Source organism: Gorillibacterium sp. sgz306347 (assembly GCF_059735245.1).
Genome location: NZ_JCAPET010000006.1, coordinates 94422 through 108678, shown reverse-complemented (window position 1 = coordinate 108678; position 14257 = coordinate 94422). Strand labels below are relative to the sequence as shown.

Below are 14257 nucleotides of genomic sequence, written 5' to 3'. Positions count from 1 at the left end.
GAAGGCAGATGGACCTAACGTTTCTCGGCACGGGCGCCGGCACGCCCAGCAGAATGCGCAACGTCACTTCCTCCGTCCTGAACCTGCAGGAGGAGGGAGGCGGCTTGTGGATGTTCGACTGCGGCGAAGGCACGCAGCATCAGATTTTGCGGACGCCTATCAAGCCCGGCCGGATTAACAAGCTGTTCGTCACGCACTTGCACGGGGACCATTTGTTCGGCATTCCCGGATTTCTGTCCACCCGCTCCAACCAGGGCGCCGACACGCCCATTACGCTGTTTGGACCAAAAGGCCTTGCCGCCTTTGTCCGGTCGGCCCTCGCGATCAGCGAATGCCGGATGAAGTTTCCGGCTGAGGTCGTGGAGCTGGAGGAAGAAGGCGTCGTTTATGAAGACGAACGGTTCCGGGTCGAGATGGGACGCGTGGATCACCGGATCGAATGCTTCGGTTACCGCGTGACGGAAAAGGACCGGCCGGGCAAGCTGGACGCCGACAAGCTGCGGGAGCTCGGGCTCCGGCCCGGTCCCTTGTTCGCCGCTCTGAAGCGCGGCGAAACCGTCCGTCTGGAAGACGGGCGGGCCATTGACGGCCGCCGCTTCATCGGTCCGGACGTACCGGGCAGAACGGTGGCCATAATCGGCGACACGCGCAAAAATGAAACCGCGGCCCGGCTGGCCCGGTCGGCGGACCTGCTGGTGCATGAAGCGACGTTCTCAGACGATAAAGCCGACATGGCGCGCGATTACGGCCATTCCACCGCGCGGGAAGCCGCCGAGACGGCGCTTGCCGCCGGGGCGCGCAAGCTGGTGATGACGCATATCAGCTCGCGTTACCAAGGGGCCGAGGAGCAGCTCCTGGAGGAGGCCCGAGCGGTATTTGCGGAAGCTTATTTGGCAAGCGATTTTATGACCGTTCCGGTTGAAAAATATTCCCCTGATTCCGGTGCATAAGCGGCGGAGGAGCGGATTTTTTTAAGATAATTAAATATTCCCCCCAGCCCAAAATTATGGTAAGATTGAGGCTGGGTTTTTTTTGTGTTCTTCTCCATCTTGCAAAAGCTTGATTCGCTTCCGCCGGGTTTTGGGTAAAACTTACTTGGTGAAGGCGTTCACTCAAACAATCATCCGGATACAAGCAAGCGGGGGAGCACCCGGCCTGCAGCGGAACGCCGGAAACCATAGAACCGTTTTAGAACGCTGGGGACGGATCGTCCTCGCAACGATTAAAGCCTACGGAATTGGATAATAAAGATAATGGGTCGATTAAGGGCAAGAAGTCGGCAGGCGAGATCAGTACAACGATTCCGGCCCCGAAGCCGGAACGCACAAGGAACCGGAACACACCGTTGCCGTGCGCTACATACCTTCCGCCCGCAACAAAGCTAATCGAACCCCGATCCGGATCCGATACAAAAAAAGAACGGACATCGATGTCAGATCAAGGGGGAAGCCGTGATGAAATGGATTGAAGTCAATCCTTCGGGACCGCTGAAGGGCAGCGTTAAAATTCCTGGCTCCAAGAACAGCTCGCTCGCGCTGCTGGCGGCGGCCTGCATGGCGGAAAGCACCGTAAAGCTGAAGGGAATTCCGAACATTCTGGATTTCCGTTTTATAGAAGATATCGTTTCGGAGATCGGCATTTCCATGACGCGCGACGAAGCCGGAGACGTGCTGGTGGACTCCAGCGCGATTCATTCCAGCAGCCTGAACCGGGAAAGAACCTCTTCTTACCGGGCGTCGTATTACTTTGTCGGCGCGCTGCTGGCCAAGATGGGCAAAGTGACCATCGGCTATCCCGGGGGGGACAATTTCGTTTCCCGCCCGATCGACCAGCACGTCAAAGCGCTGGAGGCGTTCGGAGCCCGGTTTTCTTTTCACGAAGGCTATTACACGGTGGAAGCGGCCCGTCTTCACGGAGCGGTCGTTTATTTCGATATGATCACCATGGGCGCCACCATCAACGCGATGCTGGCGGCTGTCCTGGCCGAGGGAACGACCGAGCTGCGCAATGCGGCCAAAGACCCGGAAGTGGTCGACACCGCGAATCTTCTGAATTTGATGGGCGCGCGTATTTACGGAGCGGGCACCGACTCCATCCGCATTGAAGGCGTAAAAAGCCTCTCCGGCGTCGAATACACGGTTATTCCGGACCGGCTTATTGCCGGCGCTTTTCTGATGTCAGCCGGGGCCACAGGAGGCGTTGTTACGGTGGAGGATGTCATCCCCGAGCATTTGGGCAGCGCCATCTCCAAGCTGCGTGAAATCGGGCTTCACATTGAAGTGAAGGACAACAGCATTACGGCATACGGCGATGTGAAGCTTAGAGCCGCCCGGGTGCGTACGGGCATGTATCCCGCGTTCGCAACCGATTTGCAGCAGCCGCTGACTGCTTTGCTCTTGAAAGCGGAAGGACGCAGCATCGTTACCGAGAAGGTCTACCCGGAACGGTTCAACCACATCGCGCAGCTGAAACGCATGGGCGCCCGTGTGGAAGTGCGCCGCGGGTCCGCCTTCATCCAGGGAGGCTTTCCGCTTTCCGGTTCTTTCGTTCATGCTTCGGATGTGCGCGCAGGCACATGCCTGATCATGGCGGGCCTGACCGCCGACGGCGTTACGCGCGTTACCGGCGTTGAACACATTGAACGCGGGTACGAGAACGTCATCGGCCTTTTCCGGCAGCTTGGCGCGGAGCTGCGGTATGATGAAGATCATGGTCAGGTGGAGACCGGTGCGCTTGCGCTTGGCGTATAACAAGCTTGACACGATTGCGCCGCATGGCTGGACAGGCCCCTGTACCATTCATTATTGATGCTGAACAGCTTCTTCAAGACCGGCAGCCGCCGGTCTTTCGATTTATTCGCGGCAGTACGCAACGCCTTCAGAACGGCAGGAGGTGCATCGCCATGAACGATCCGCAGTGGACGGAGCTATTGATGGCGGGACGAATCAAGAATGTGATCGTCCTGCGCGGAGGCAAGCCGGTTTATGAGTGGCATGAGCGCGGGCGCGACACGGTGAAGGCGATCTATTCCGGTACGAAAAGCGTGCTGTCCGCGCTGATCGGCATCGCCATCGACCGGGGCGAGCTTCCAGACGTGGACGAGCCGCTGGCCCGTTTTTTCCCCCGGCTTGCCGGCGACCCGGATGAACGCAAAAGCCGGATAACCATCCGTCATCTGCTGACCATGACGGGCGGATTCGACTGGCCCGACTTCGACAAGCCCTATCGCGAAATGAGAAAGCAGGCCGATTGGACGGCCTATGTTCTGAATCGACCGATGGCGCACGAGCCCGGAGAGGCGTTCGGCTACAATTCAGGCGGATCGCAGGTGTTGGCGTCTCTTTTGAGGCAGGCAAGCGGAAGGGACCTCCGCGATTACGCCAAGACGCACCTTTTTGACAAGCTGGGCGTCGGCACACCGGCCTGGCGCGGCAACGGAGATGTCCGCGAAGGCGGAGCGGGGTTGTTCCTGGCGGCCCGGGATTGGGCCGCGTTCGGGCAGCTGTATCTGCAAAACGGCGTTTGGGCCGGTGAACGGGTGCTGTCGGAAGCCTGGATTGCCGAGTCCGTCAAGCCCCACAACAAAGGGCTTTCGGGCTACGAGCCGCCCGTTTACGGCTGTTATGGCTACCACTGGTGGGTATCGCCAAAAGAACTGACCGGTCTCAGCGATTATTATTTTGCTTTCGGCTACGGAGGACAGTATCTGTTTGTGGTCCCGGAGCACGAGCTTGTGATGGTTGTGCGCAAAGCGCTTCACGGCCGGAACCAGGCCGTGCAGGCAAAAGAGCTCCTGCATGAGTATCTGCGCCGGCTGCCGGAGGCCGCTGCGGAAGCGTAACTTTTCCCGGGAAAGCGCAGGATGCGACATACCGCTGCTTTGAGCCGAAAAACCGGGCAGGAACAGCCGCTTTTCGACCGGTCCGCCGCCAAAACGGGGCCGTTCGCCAGCGCCTGTCCAAAAAGAAAGCCGCCGGGCGCGGCTTTTTTGCGTTTCCCGGGATTGCTGGGCGAACGTATATTCTGTACAATGTAGGCATACCCGAAACGGGAGTTCCGACCGGGAAAGGAATGAATGCACCAATGAACCGTTTGACCGGCAAAGCGTCATCCGTTGCCGAAATGATCGAGCTGCTGAAGCAAACACCGGAGATTATGGGGCAGGTAACCCATTGGCATACCATTCCGCCGAGAGAGGCGAAGTACGCGGCGTTCCCCGAGGAGATGGACGAGCGGCTCAAGCAGGCGCTGCGCCAGCGCGGCATCTCCTCGCTGTATACGCATCAGGCGGACGCTTTCCGCGCGGCGGCGGCGGGAAACAACGTGGTGGCGGTTACCCCCACCGCCTCCGGCAAAACGCTGTGCTACAACCTGCCGGTGCTCCACACCATACTGCAAAACGACGACGCCCGCGCGCTTTACCTGTTTCCGACCAAGGCGCTGGCACAGGACCAGGTGGCCGAGCTGCTGGAAACCGTCAATTCCATGGGCGCGGACATCAAGACGCATACGTACGACGGGGACACGCCCCCGACCGTAAGGACCGCCATCCGCAATGCGGGGCATATCGTCGTGACCAACCCCGACATGCTGCATTCGGCGATCCTGCCGCACCATACCAAGTGGGTGAAGCTGTTCGAGAACGTCCGTTTCATCGTGATCGACGAGCTGCATTCCTACCGCGGCGTGTTCGGCAGCCATGTGGCGAATGTCATCCGGCGGCTGCAGCGGATCTGCCGCTTTTACGGATCCGATCCGCAGTTTATTTGCGCCTCCGCGACGATTGAGAACCCGCTGGAGCACGCCGAGCGGCTGACGGGCCGGAAGATGGCGCTGATCGACAACAACGGCTCGCCCGCAGGCGAAAAGCATTTTGTGTTTTACAATCCGCCGGTGGTCAACCAGCAGCTCGGCATCCGCAAAAGCAGCGTGCTGGAAACGCGCAAAATCGCCGGGTCTTTGCTGCGAAACGGAGTGCAGACCATTGTATTCGCCCGCAGCCGGGTGCGAATGGAAATTTTGTTGACCTATTTGCAGGATACCGTAAAGCATGAGCTCGGTCCCAAAACGATCCGCGGCTACCGCGGCGGATACCTGCCGAAGCAGCGGCGCGAAATCGAGCGCGGCCTGCGCAGCGGGGAGATCCGCGGAGTCGTCAGCACAAACGCCCTGGAGCTCGGAATCGACATCGGGCAGCTTCAGGCTTGCGTTTTGAACGGCTACCCCGGCACCATCGCGAGCACCTGGCAGCAGTCGGGGCGCGCCGGCCGGCGGCAGGAAAGCTCGATCACGTTCCTGGTGGCGAGCAGCAATCCGCTGGACCAGTATATTATCGAAAACCCGCGCTTTTTCTTCGAAAAGCCGCCGGAGCGGGCGCTGATCCACCCCGAGAATCTGATCATTCTGGTCGATCATGTCAAATGCGCGGCCTACGAGCTTCCCTTTGAAGAAGGAGAAACCTTCGGAGGAGAGTCGCTGCCGGACGTGCTCGAATTTCTGACCGACGAGCAGGTGCTGCATCGCGTGAAAAACCGCTGGTACTGGATGGAGCAGTCGTTCCCGGCCCATGACATTTCGCTTCGCTCCGCGGCCCAGGAAAACTTTATTATCATCGACATGACAAACGGCAGCCGCGTGCTGGGCGAGGTCGACCGGTTCGGCGCTCCCACGCTGATCCATGAGGAAGCGATCTATATTCATGAAGGCGTACAGTACCAAGTGGAGAAGCTTGACTGGGAAGAGAAAAAAGCCTACGTGCGGGAAGTGAACGTGGATTACTTCACAGACGCGTCACTGGCCGTGCAGCTCAAGGTGCTGCATGTTCACAAGGAAGAAGAGACGAGCGGCATTTTGCGCCAGTACGGGGAAGTAACCGTCAATGCCAAGCCGACCATCTTTAAAAAGCTGCGGCTCCGAACGCACGAAAACATCGGGTCCGGCCCGATTCATCTCCCCGAAGAGGAGCTGCACACCAGCTCTTACTGGATCACGCTGACGGAAGAAGCGACGGCCGGCCAAAGCCCGAACGAAATGCAAAGCGCGCTGCTCGGGCTGTCCAACGTGCTGGTGCACATCGCGCCGCTTTATTTGATGTGCGACCCGATGGACATCCGCGTGGTCGCGCAGGTCCGAGCCGTGCACAACAAGCTGCCGACGCTGTTTTTTTACGATCGCTATCCCGGCGGCGTCGGCCTGAGCGAGCGGCTCTATGACGTGCACGGCATGCTGCTTGCGCAGGCGCGCGACTTGATCACGCGCTGCGGCTGCCTGAGCGGCTGCCCGGCTTGTGTCGGGCCAATCGAGGAGGTCGGGCTGCTCGGCAAAAAGCAGGCGCTCGATCTGCTTGCCCGCATGACCGGGGAGGAAGCGAAATGAGCGGGCTCCGGGAACGGCTGAACCGCCTGAAAGGAAGCATGTCGGGCTCCGGCTCGAACAGCGGACCGTCCGCAGCCGGGGGAGAGGAAGCGGATCGCGGAATCCCGGCTGCCGGGAGCAAGGAGCCCGGCGGACATTTTGGCATCGGGGAAACGGACGGGCAAGCGGACAAGCTGCCTGGTACGGGGGAGAATGCCGACGCGGACCGCCCCGTTCTCCCGGCGGAGGACGGGGGAAAAGCGAACGAGTGGGCTTTTTTGCAGGCATCCCTTTATGAAGGCGAGTGGGGGTCATTTATCCGGCGCGTACGGCATTACCCTTTGGATCATTTACACGGCTGCTACCGTTTGGGGGAGCTTTCCGTCCATGCGGAGCGGCTGGCCGCCTTTGAAGGGGCGGCAGAGGTCCGGCCGGAATCGCTGCTTTTTTTCGATACGGAAACGACGGGGCTCGGGCAGGGGGCGGGCAATGTGCCGTTTATGCTCGGACTCGGGTATTACACGGCGGACTGCTTTGTAGTGGAGCAGCTTTTCATCCGCAATCCGGCGGAGGAGATCGCCATGCTGGGGTATTTTTCGGAGCTGGCGGCGCGGTTCAGCCATCTGGTGACCTTTAACGGCAAGTCCTTTGACTGGCCGGTTCTGCAGGGGCGGTATGTCATGAACCGGATGGAGCCGGGACTTCGCAAGCCGGTCCATCTGGATTTTCTCCACACCTCCCGCAGCTTGTGGAAGCATACCCTGCCTTCGTGCCGGTTGGGCAAGGTGGAGGAAGGGCGGCTCGGGTTTTTCCGAGAAGAGGATGTGCCCGGCTCGATGGCCCCCGCCTTGTACTTTCATTACCTGGCCGATAAGGACCCTTCTCTTGTGCAAGGGGTATTCGTGCACAACGAATACGACATTTTGTCGTTGGCGGGGCTGTCGATCCATTTCAGTCGGGCGCTTGCCGGCGTGCTGGACCTGGCGGCCATGGAGGCGGAAGAGGTGTTCCGGCTTGGCCTTTGGCAAGACCGGATGGGAGAAGGCCGGCTGGCGGACGAGACGCTTGCCCATCTGCTGGCCAGGGACGACGAAGCCTGCGCTCCTTATTGGCTCCCGCTGGCCGCGCACTATAAAAAACGGAAGCGTCAGGAGCTGGCGGTCGACCTGTGGACGAAAGCGGCCGACAAAGCCCGCAGCCGCCCTGCGGGAGGACTGGAGCCGTTTGTGGAGCTGTCCAAGCATCTGGAGCATCGGCAAAAGGATTATGCCGGCGCGCTGGCCTATGCCGAGGAAGCCCTGCGCCGCTGCCAGGCCCGGACCAGCTTTGGCCGCCCCGGCGAGCGGCACAAGGCGGAAATGGAGGCGCTGCGGCACCGCGTGGAGCGGCTTCGGGACCGGGCGGCATCGGCAGACCTGGCCGCTTTGACCGATCGGCCGGAACCCGGCGTGGCCTGCGCCCCGGCCCCGAAAAGGACCGGTGTCAGGAAAAAACGCCAGCCGTCCGCTGTTCAGGATAGAAGCGGGGCAGCCGAGCGCCGCCGCAAAGCCGGTGACGGCGGGGAGTACGCCGGTTTCCTTCTATGAGGAGACAGTCAGCAAAAAAAGAAGCCCTCCGAAAGGAAGGCTTCTTTTTGACAATTCACAATGCGTTCCGATTCCTACTTTTCAATCAAGAGGTAGTCGTCCTCTAGTGCCGTAACGGCACCGAATTGCTTCGCGAGGAAATCGAGGGGCACATAAACCCGGTTGTTGACCAGCTGCGGAGCTGCGGAAAGCTTGACCGGGGCGCCGTCCACAACGGCCTGTGAGCTGCCAAGGGCAACCACGATGGTTTTGCCTGTCAGAATGTCGGTGATGGTCGCTTTTTTGGCCAAATGATCCCAAGCCACCTCGGCTCCCAGCTCCTCCGCAACGTAGCCTGCAGGAACCATAACAACTCCTTTTTCTTCATATGCCGAAAGGTAAGTGCCTTTGTCCTCCACCCAGAGCTCAACGGACTTCTGCAAAGCGCCGAACTCGTTGACGAGAAGATCATAGAGCGGAGACTCGGGCTTCAGGTTTTTGATGAAGTGTTCCACCTTGCTGGTTACGTCCAGCACGAGGCTGTCCGAAAGGTCAATTTTATCCGGAACGACCGGTTTGTTGATATTCGCATAAGTGTTATCCACACGTACGCTAAACGACTCGATTTGATCGTCAGCGCTTTCCGAGAATACATAAGAGAAGTTTATTGAGCTTTTGCGGACCATCAGACCGGCATCAACGAAATAATGAACGTCGAATGTAAGCTGGTCGTTCAGAACCGAGGCAAGCTCCGGATCTTTAAGCTCCGCGGCGAGTTCTTTGCTAATCTTCGCGAGCTCATCCTGGATGACCGGGAGGTAAAGCTCGATGTCCTCTTCCGCAATGCCTGCGAAGGGGTTCTCCTCTCCTTCGGGCACCGATGCGTTCATCAGCGAGAGTCCCGAGACCAGCAGCTTCTTCAGGGCTTCGTCGTTCGCCGCCAGCCGGTCCAGGAAGGCCGTGAGCAGCTTGCCTGCTTCGCCGCCCTTGATCGTGGCTTGAATGCTTTTGCCGGCGACCGGGCTGCCGTTAACCGTTTCCGTGGCGTCCGTCACGGTCAGCTTTTCGGGGTTCGGCAGTTGTTCCACAAAGACCGGGATGATGTCGAGAACAAGCTCGTTCAATTGCGTAAGCTGTCCGTATGTAAGCTCGGAAACCGAACCGGCTTCACCCGAAAGCCCGGAACCGATCGTAACCGGCTTCAAGGCTCCATCCGTCAGAAAAGCCATTTCGTTTCCGTCCTGATACAAATGAAACGGAATGGAGGCATCGCCCAGCTTGACCGTTCCTTTTAGGGAACCTTTCACCGGGCTGCTCACTTTGACGGAATCCATTTCGATGCTCAGATTACTTATCCACTTAAACAAAGCTTGCTCGGTTTCATCCAGTTGCGCCCCTTTGGCCGGGACGATTTTAATGCTCATCGTTTGAGAGCCTTCATAGGATTGAATGGTCCCCGTGTTTTGCAAAACCTGATTCAGGTTAACGCCGTTAACCGAATCGCAGCCGACAGCAAAAATCAATAATGCGGCCAGCATACCGGCGAGCACGCCGAAGCCTTTTTTTCTCCGTTTCATTCCATCACCTCGCAATTATTTGGGCACTTGACCGCCCCTGCCATCTATCCTACCATATTTCCCCTGTTCCCGAACGTGCAAATTGTCTTTCTTTGGAACGCTGTGCATGGGCGACTAAACAGGAACGCGGGCGGACATAACAAAAGGGGAACCCAATAGCGGAAGGTGATGGCATGCCGGAATTGCCGGAAATGGAAACCTACAAACGATTGCTTGTCCCGCGCATCATCGGCCATCCGATAACGGAAGTCCGGGTGGAGCGGGAAAAGTCCGTCAACCGGCCGCCCGGGGAGCTGGAGGCCGCGCTGCTCGGCAATAGCATTTCGGCTGTCGCGCGGCGGGCCAAGCATTTGCTGTTCCGCCTTCCGCCGGATCACTGCTTGCTGCTTCACTTGATGCTGGGCGGCTCGATGTTTCTCGGGACCGAAGAAGAGAAGCCGGATCGCACCGTTCAGGTCCGACTTTCCTTCGGCCAGGATCATTTGCATTTTATCGGGCTGCGGCTGGGCTATCTGCATCTTCTCCGCGAAGAAGAAGCGGAACGCAAATTAGGCAAGCTCGGCCCCGATCCGTTTGAGCCGCAGCTTACGGGGAAGGATTTTTCAGAGCGGCTGCACCGGAAACGGGGGGCGTTGAAGCCCGTTTTGGTGGATCAAAGCTTTCTGGCCGGAATCGGGAACTGCTACTCCGATGAAATATGCTTTGCCGCAGGCATCCGGCCGGGACGCGCCATTGCATCCCTGACGGAACCGGAAACGGAAGCGCTGCACCGCTCCATGCGGTCGGTGCTGTCCGAAGCGATCCGGTACGGCGGGTACATGGACATGCCGCTGTTTCCGGGAGATACCTTGACGGGCGGCTTCGACGAGCGCTGCATGGTGTACGACCGGGGAAATGAACCTTGTCTCCGCTGCGGAGGGACGATTCAAAAAACCGAAGTGTCGGGCAAAAAGGCATTTTTTTGTCCCGGCTGCCAGCACTAAGGAGGAGGGACATGCCCAGCATCGGCAGCCACATCAGCATTCGCAAGGGTTATCTGGCGTGCGCCCGGACAGCTGTCTCCATCGGGGCGGACGCGTTTCAGTATTTTCCGAAAAATCCCCGCCGGCTGTCCATAAAAGTCTTTAACCGCGAGGACGCGGCGGCCTGCAGCGCCTACTGCCGGGAGGAGGGCCTGGCCTCGGTGGGCCATGCGCCGTATCCGGTGAATCTGGCGGTCCGGACGCCGCCCGACCTGCTTGCGGCTGCCGTGGAGTCGCTGCGAAACGATCTGGCTATTGTGGAGGCTTGCGGCTCCGTCGGGCTGGTGGTTCATTTCGGCAAATCTTCGGCTCCCGATCCGCTGCAAGGGTATCGCGACATTGTCGCGACTCTGGATGACGTGCTGAACGATTGGCAGGGAAACGCCCGCATTCTGCTGGAAAACCAGGCCGGCGAAGGAAGCTTGATGGGGACCACGCTTCATGAGCTGGTGCAAATCCGGCGGATGGTGCGCCATCCCGAAAAGGTCGGCTTTTGCCTGGACACCTGTCATGCCTTCGGGAGCGGACTGCTGCGGCCCGGAAAATGGGACGAGCTGGAGCGGCTCGGCCGCGAGCTGGGATACTGGGAGCATGTGGGCGCCGTTCATTTGAACGATTCCGTTTATCCGTCGGGCTCCCGAAAGGACCGGCATGCCAACGCCGGCAAAGGGCATATCGGGCTGGACGGGTTGAGTCAGGTTTTGCGTTCGCAGGCGCTCCGGGAGGTGCCGTTTCTGCTGGAGACCGGAGCAGGCCCGGACGGGACGCACCGGGAAGAGATTGCTCTGCTGCGAAAAGCAGCCGAAACGCCGCTTCCGCAGTAAAAAGGGTGGAAAAAGAGCCGCCGGGGCGCTACAATGAGAAAAAACTTAGCCCGAGGAAGCGGTGAAGAGCATGGAAAGACAGCCGGTACCCGTTATCGAAATGACGGACATTCACTACCGCCGGGAAAAGAGAACGATTCTTGACGGCGTAAACCTGACCATGAACAAAGGAGAAAATTGGGTCATTCTCGGCCGCAACGGCTCAGGCAAAACGACGCTTCTGGAAATGATCAACGGGTATCTGTTTCCAAGCTCCGGCAGCATTAAAGTGCTGGGCGAGCTTTACGGGGAAACGGATCTTCGCGACATGCGCAAACGAATCGGCTACATCAGCCAATCGCTGTTTGAAAAGCTCGCCCTGCGCGATCCCGTGTGGGAGGTTGTGGCCACAGGCGCGTTTGCTTTTCTGCGGTTTTATCAAAAGGTTCCGGAAGCGGTGGTTGCAAAAGCGCTCGAATGGATCGAATTCGTCGGGCTCACAAAGCTGAAGGACCAGCCTCTCGGCACTTTGTCGCAGGGGGAGCGCAAAAAGATTTTGCTGGCCCGCACGCTGATGGCGGAGCCGTCCATTCTGATCCTGGACGAACCCTGTGCGGGCCTCGATCTCTACGAGCGGGAAAAGTTTCTCGCGAACCTGGAAAGCTTGCGAAATCCCGACCTCATCATGGTTTATGTCACCCATCATATTGAAGAAATTTTGCCGTCGTTTACGCATGCGGCGCTGCTGGAGGATGGAAGACTGACCGTTTCCGGCGTGAAGGAAACCGTACTCACGGCCGAATCGGTGTCGGAAGCGTTCGGGGTGAAGGTGCGCATCGACTGGTTTGGCGGCCGTCCATGGATAAAAGTCGGTTAACGATCGGATTGACAAGCATCTTCCCTCTTGAGAGGGAGGGTGTTTTTTTGTATCTGCGGTAGTTAACCTGGTTAATTTTTTTATTCGGCGTTGGACTCCCGCATTCCTTGCTTACCGCCACGTTTATGTGTCCAGCAACTCTTAGTTTATGTGATAAAACAAATAACTTAATGCTATTAAATAGAAATTCGGTGGACAGAAATCCCGCTGTGTGCCTATAATCGTGATCAAGCTTTCCAAACATTGGGAGGGGGCGTTGTAACGTTTTGAAGGAAAAGGCAGTTTATCCGGAGCTTTTGCGTCCGGGCGATGTGATCGGCGGCCGTTACCGGGTTCTGGAGCTGATTGGCCGGGGCGGAATGGGGGCGGTTTATCTCGCTGACGATGTCCGTCTGCCGGGAAAAGCTTGGGCGGTCAAAGCTTCGTCCCGCTATGCGCTAAACCGGACGGGCTTTGAAGAGGAAGCCGCCATTCTCGCCGCTCTGGACCATCCGTACCTGGCGAAAGCGGCGGATTTTTTTCCGCCCGACGACAGCGGGATCAGTTATCTCGTCATGGAATATGTAAAAGGCGAGAGCCTGCAGCGCCGTTACGAAACCGGCGCGCTGACGGTGCGGCAGCTGATCGGTTATGCGATGCAGTTGTGCGAGCTTTTCGAATACCTGCATGGCATCCGGCCGAAACCGGTTATTTACCGCGACTTGAAGCCCGCCAATGTCATGATAGACGAGCAGGACAACGTCCGTCTGATCGATTTCGGTATTGCCCGGAGCCAGACGAAAGGAAAGGCGGCGGATACTGTGCTGTTGGGGACCGTCGGCTTTGCCGCGCCGGAGCAGTTTGGCGGAGGCCCCTCCGATGCCCGCACCGACCTTTATACGCTCGGCGCAATGCTGCATTACCTGCTTTTTGGCGGGCGGTATTACGAGGGAGGCGCGATTGCTGAAAGGCCGGGCTGCCCGCAGCCGCTCTGTCGCGTGCTGGAAAAGCTCCTTCAGCCGCTTCCCGAACAGCGCTATCAAAGCAGCCGGGAGGTAAAGGCTGCGCTGGAGGAGCTGCTTCGCGTCGAAGCACAGGCCGCTTCGCCGGCCGGAGCGGGTCCCGCGGCAGCAAATGCAGGACCGGGGGAGAAGCAGCTGGTTGTTATCGGCGGAATGTATCCCGGCGCAGGCGCGACATTTGCCGCTCTGGCGCTCTGCCGGGCGCTCGGGGACGCCGGCGTCACTCATGCGCTGGCCGAGCTTCCGGCCAACGAGCCCGAGCTGTTCTCTCTCCTGGACGGCGAAAGGCGGTCTCAGGAGAACGTACTGCTCCTGCAGGACCTTCTCCTCGGAGAACAGGCCGGCCGTCAAAAGCCTTGGACGGAAGGGCTCGCCCAGTGGGTTCCGCTTGATCCCGAGCGGCCAAAACCCGGCTGGATGGGGGAATTCGCTTTTCGGTTGATGCAGGCGCTGAAGCGCCAGGTGGTCATCGTCGATATTTCCGGGCATTGGGATCATCCCGGGGCGGAGGAGCTGATTCACCGGGCCGATCTGGTGCTTGCGGTATACGGGCCTTTTCCGTCCAAGCTCGCGTCCGCCCGGTGCCGGTCTGCTTCGGCCCGGCTGGCGGAATGGCGGGAGCGGGGCCGTCCGATCCGGATCATAGCCAACGGGGACGCGGCCTTTGCCGAGCGGAAGGAATGGCTCGGCCTGCTGCCGTTCGGAAATCCTTTCGTTCTTCCGTTTGTTCCGCACGAGCGGGTGCTTGAGGCGGAGTGGAACGGCAGGCGGATTCAAAACGATCCCGTTTACGGGCAAATGCTGGCTGACTCTCTTGCTCCGCTGGTTTCCATGCTTGTTCCGCGGAAGAACGGGATGGATAAAAAGCGCGGGACCCGGCGGTTTTGGGGCGGATGGACCGGAAGCCGGGCATAAGTGTCTTGCATTTTTTCTGCGCTGTGCTATACTACAGTCAATATTTTAAAGCGAACGAGCGGAGGCACCGCCGTCGCAGGACTTTTTCCTGCGCGGCGGTGCTTTTTTGTTTGCTTGCAAAGGGAGTGATAAGCGTGGCTGCC

General features: G+C 59.0%; 10 protein-coding genes. 9 read left to right on the top strand and 1 reads right to left on the bottom strand.

What is annotated here, in order from left to right; translation table 11 throughout:
• The first annotated feature begins 8 nt into the window (after positions 1–8).
• The 5 genes from rnz (at position 9) to AC6I6H_RS05510 (ending at position 7940) form a co-directional block, all read left to right on the top strand.
• The gene (rnz, locus tag AC6I6H_RS05530) at positions 9–950 is read left to right on the top strand and encodes a ribonuclease Z (protein WP_497952531.1); all 942 of its coding nucleotides are present in this window, start codon (positions 9–11) and stop codon (positions 948–950) included.
• A 504-nt stretch (positions 951–1454) separates the two neighbouring features.
• Positions 1455–2750, top strand: a complete 1296-nt coding sequence (murA, locus tag AC6I6H_RS05525; RefSeq protein WP_497952529.1) for a UDP-N-acetylglucosamine 1-carboxyvinyltransferase — start codon at positions 1455–1457, stop codon at positions 2748–2750.
• A 152-nt stretch (positions 2751–2902) separates the two neighbouring features.
• The gene (locus AC6I6H_RS05520; protein WP_497952527.1) at positions 2903–3841 is read left to right on the top strand and encodes a serine hydrolase domain-containing protein; all 939 of its coding nucleotides are present in this window, start codon (positions 2903–2905) and stop codon (positions 3839–3841) included.
• Between the two features lie 242 nt (positions 3842–4083).
• Positions 4084–6375, top strand: a complete 2292-nt coding sequence (locus AC6I6H_RS05515; protein WP_497952525.1) for a DEAD/DEAH box helicase — start codon at positions 4084–4086, stop codon at positions 6373–6375.
• Complete coding sequence (locus AC6I6H_RS05510) at positions 6372–7940, top strand: ribonuclease H-like domain-containing protein (RefSeq protein ID WP_497952523.1); 1569 nt, start codon at positions 6372–6374, stop codon at positions 7938–7940. The genes AC6I6H_RS05515 and AC6I6H_RS05510 overlap by 4 nt, the downstream gene beginning before the upstream one ends.
• A gap of 74 nt (positions 7941–8014) precedes the next feature.
• Here the strand turns inward: AC6I6H_RS05510 and AC6I6H_RS05505 are convergent, their stop codons facing one another.
• Complete coding sequence (locus tag AC6I6H_RS05505) at positions 8015–9496, bottom strand: copper amine oxidase N-terminal domain-containing protein (protein ID WP_497952521.1); 1482 nt, start codon at positions 9494–9496, stop codon at positions 8015–8017.
• Between the two features lie 173 nt (positions 9497–9669).
• Between AC6I6H_RS05505 and mutM the strand changes: the two genes are divergently transcribed.
• The 4 genes from mutM to AC6I6H_RS05485 all read left to right on the top strand — a co-directional run bounded on the left by mutM (position 9670) and on the right by AC6I6H_RS05485 (position 14114).
• On the top strand, positions 9670–10479 hold the full coding sequence (gene mutM / locus AC6I6H_RS05500) for a DNA-formamidopyrimidine glycosylase (protein ID WP_497952519.1): 810 nt from the start codon (positions 9670–9672) through the stop codon (positions 10477–10479).
• 11 nt (positions 10480–10490) lie between these two features.
• On the top strand, positions 10491–11342 hold the full coding sequence (locus AC6I6H_RS05495) for a deoxyribonuclease IV (protein ID WP_497952517.1): 852 nt from the start codon (positions 10491–10493) through the stop codon (positions 11340–11342).
• Between the two features lie 70 nt (positions 11343–11412).
• Positions 11413–12198: an ABC transporter ATP-binding protein gene (locus AC6I6H_RS05490; RefSeq protein ID WP_497952515.1), complete on the top strand. Its 786-nt coding sequence runs from the start codon at positions 11413–11415 to the stop codon at positions 12196–12198.
• Between the two features lie 266 nt (positions 12199–12464).
• On the top strand, positions 12465–14114 hold the full coding sequence (locus AC6I6H_RS05485) for a serine/threonine protein kinase (RefSeq protein WP_497952513.1): 1650 nt from the start codon (positions 12465–12467) through the stop codon (positions 14112–14114).
• Positions 14115–14257 lie beyond the last annotated feature (143 nt).

Excerpts from the sequence above, each read along its gene's own strand:
- AC6I6H_RS05505 (WP_497952521.1), bottom strand. The coding sequence starts at position 9,496 with ATGAAACGGAGAAAAAAAGGCTTCGGCGTGCTCGCCGGTATGCTGGCC.
- mutM (WP_497952519.1), top strand. The coding sequence starts at position 9,670 with ATGCCGGAATTGCCGGAAATGGAAACCTACAAACGATTGCTTGTCCCG.
- murA (WP_497952529.1), top strand. The coding sequence starts at position 1,455 with ATGAAATGGATTGAAGTCAATCCTTCGGGACCGCTGAAGGGCAGCGTT.
- AC6I6H_RS05495 (WP_497952517.1), top strand. The coding sequence starts at position 10,491 with ATGCCCAGCATCGGCAGCCACATCAGCATTCGCAAGGGTTATCTGGCG.
- AC6I6H_RS05490 (WP_497952515.1), top strand. The coding sequence starts at position 11,413 with ATGGAAAGACAGCCGGTACCCGTTATCGAAATGACGGACATTCACTAC.
- AC6I6H_RS05510 (WP_497952523.1), top strand. The coding sequence starts at position 6,372 with ATGAGCGGGCTCCGGGAACGGCTGAACCGCCTGAAAGGAAGCATGTCG.
- rnz (WP_497952531.1), top strand. The coding sequence starts at position 9 with ATGGACCTAACGTTTCTCGGCACGGGCGCCGGCACGCCCAGCAGAATG.
- AC6I6H_RS05515 (WP_497952525.1), top strand. The coding sequence starts at position 4,084 with ATGAACCGTTTGACCGGCAAAGCGTCATCCGTTGCCGAAATGATCGAG.
- AC6I6H_RS05520 (WP_497952527.1), top strand. The coding sequence starts at position 2,903 with ATGAACGATCCGCAGTGGACGGAGCTATTGATGGCGGGACGAATCAAG.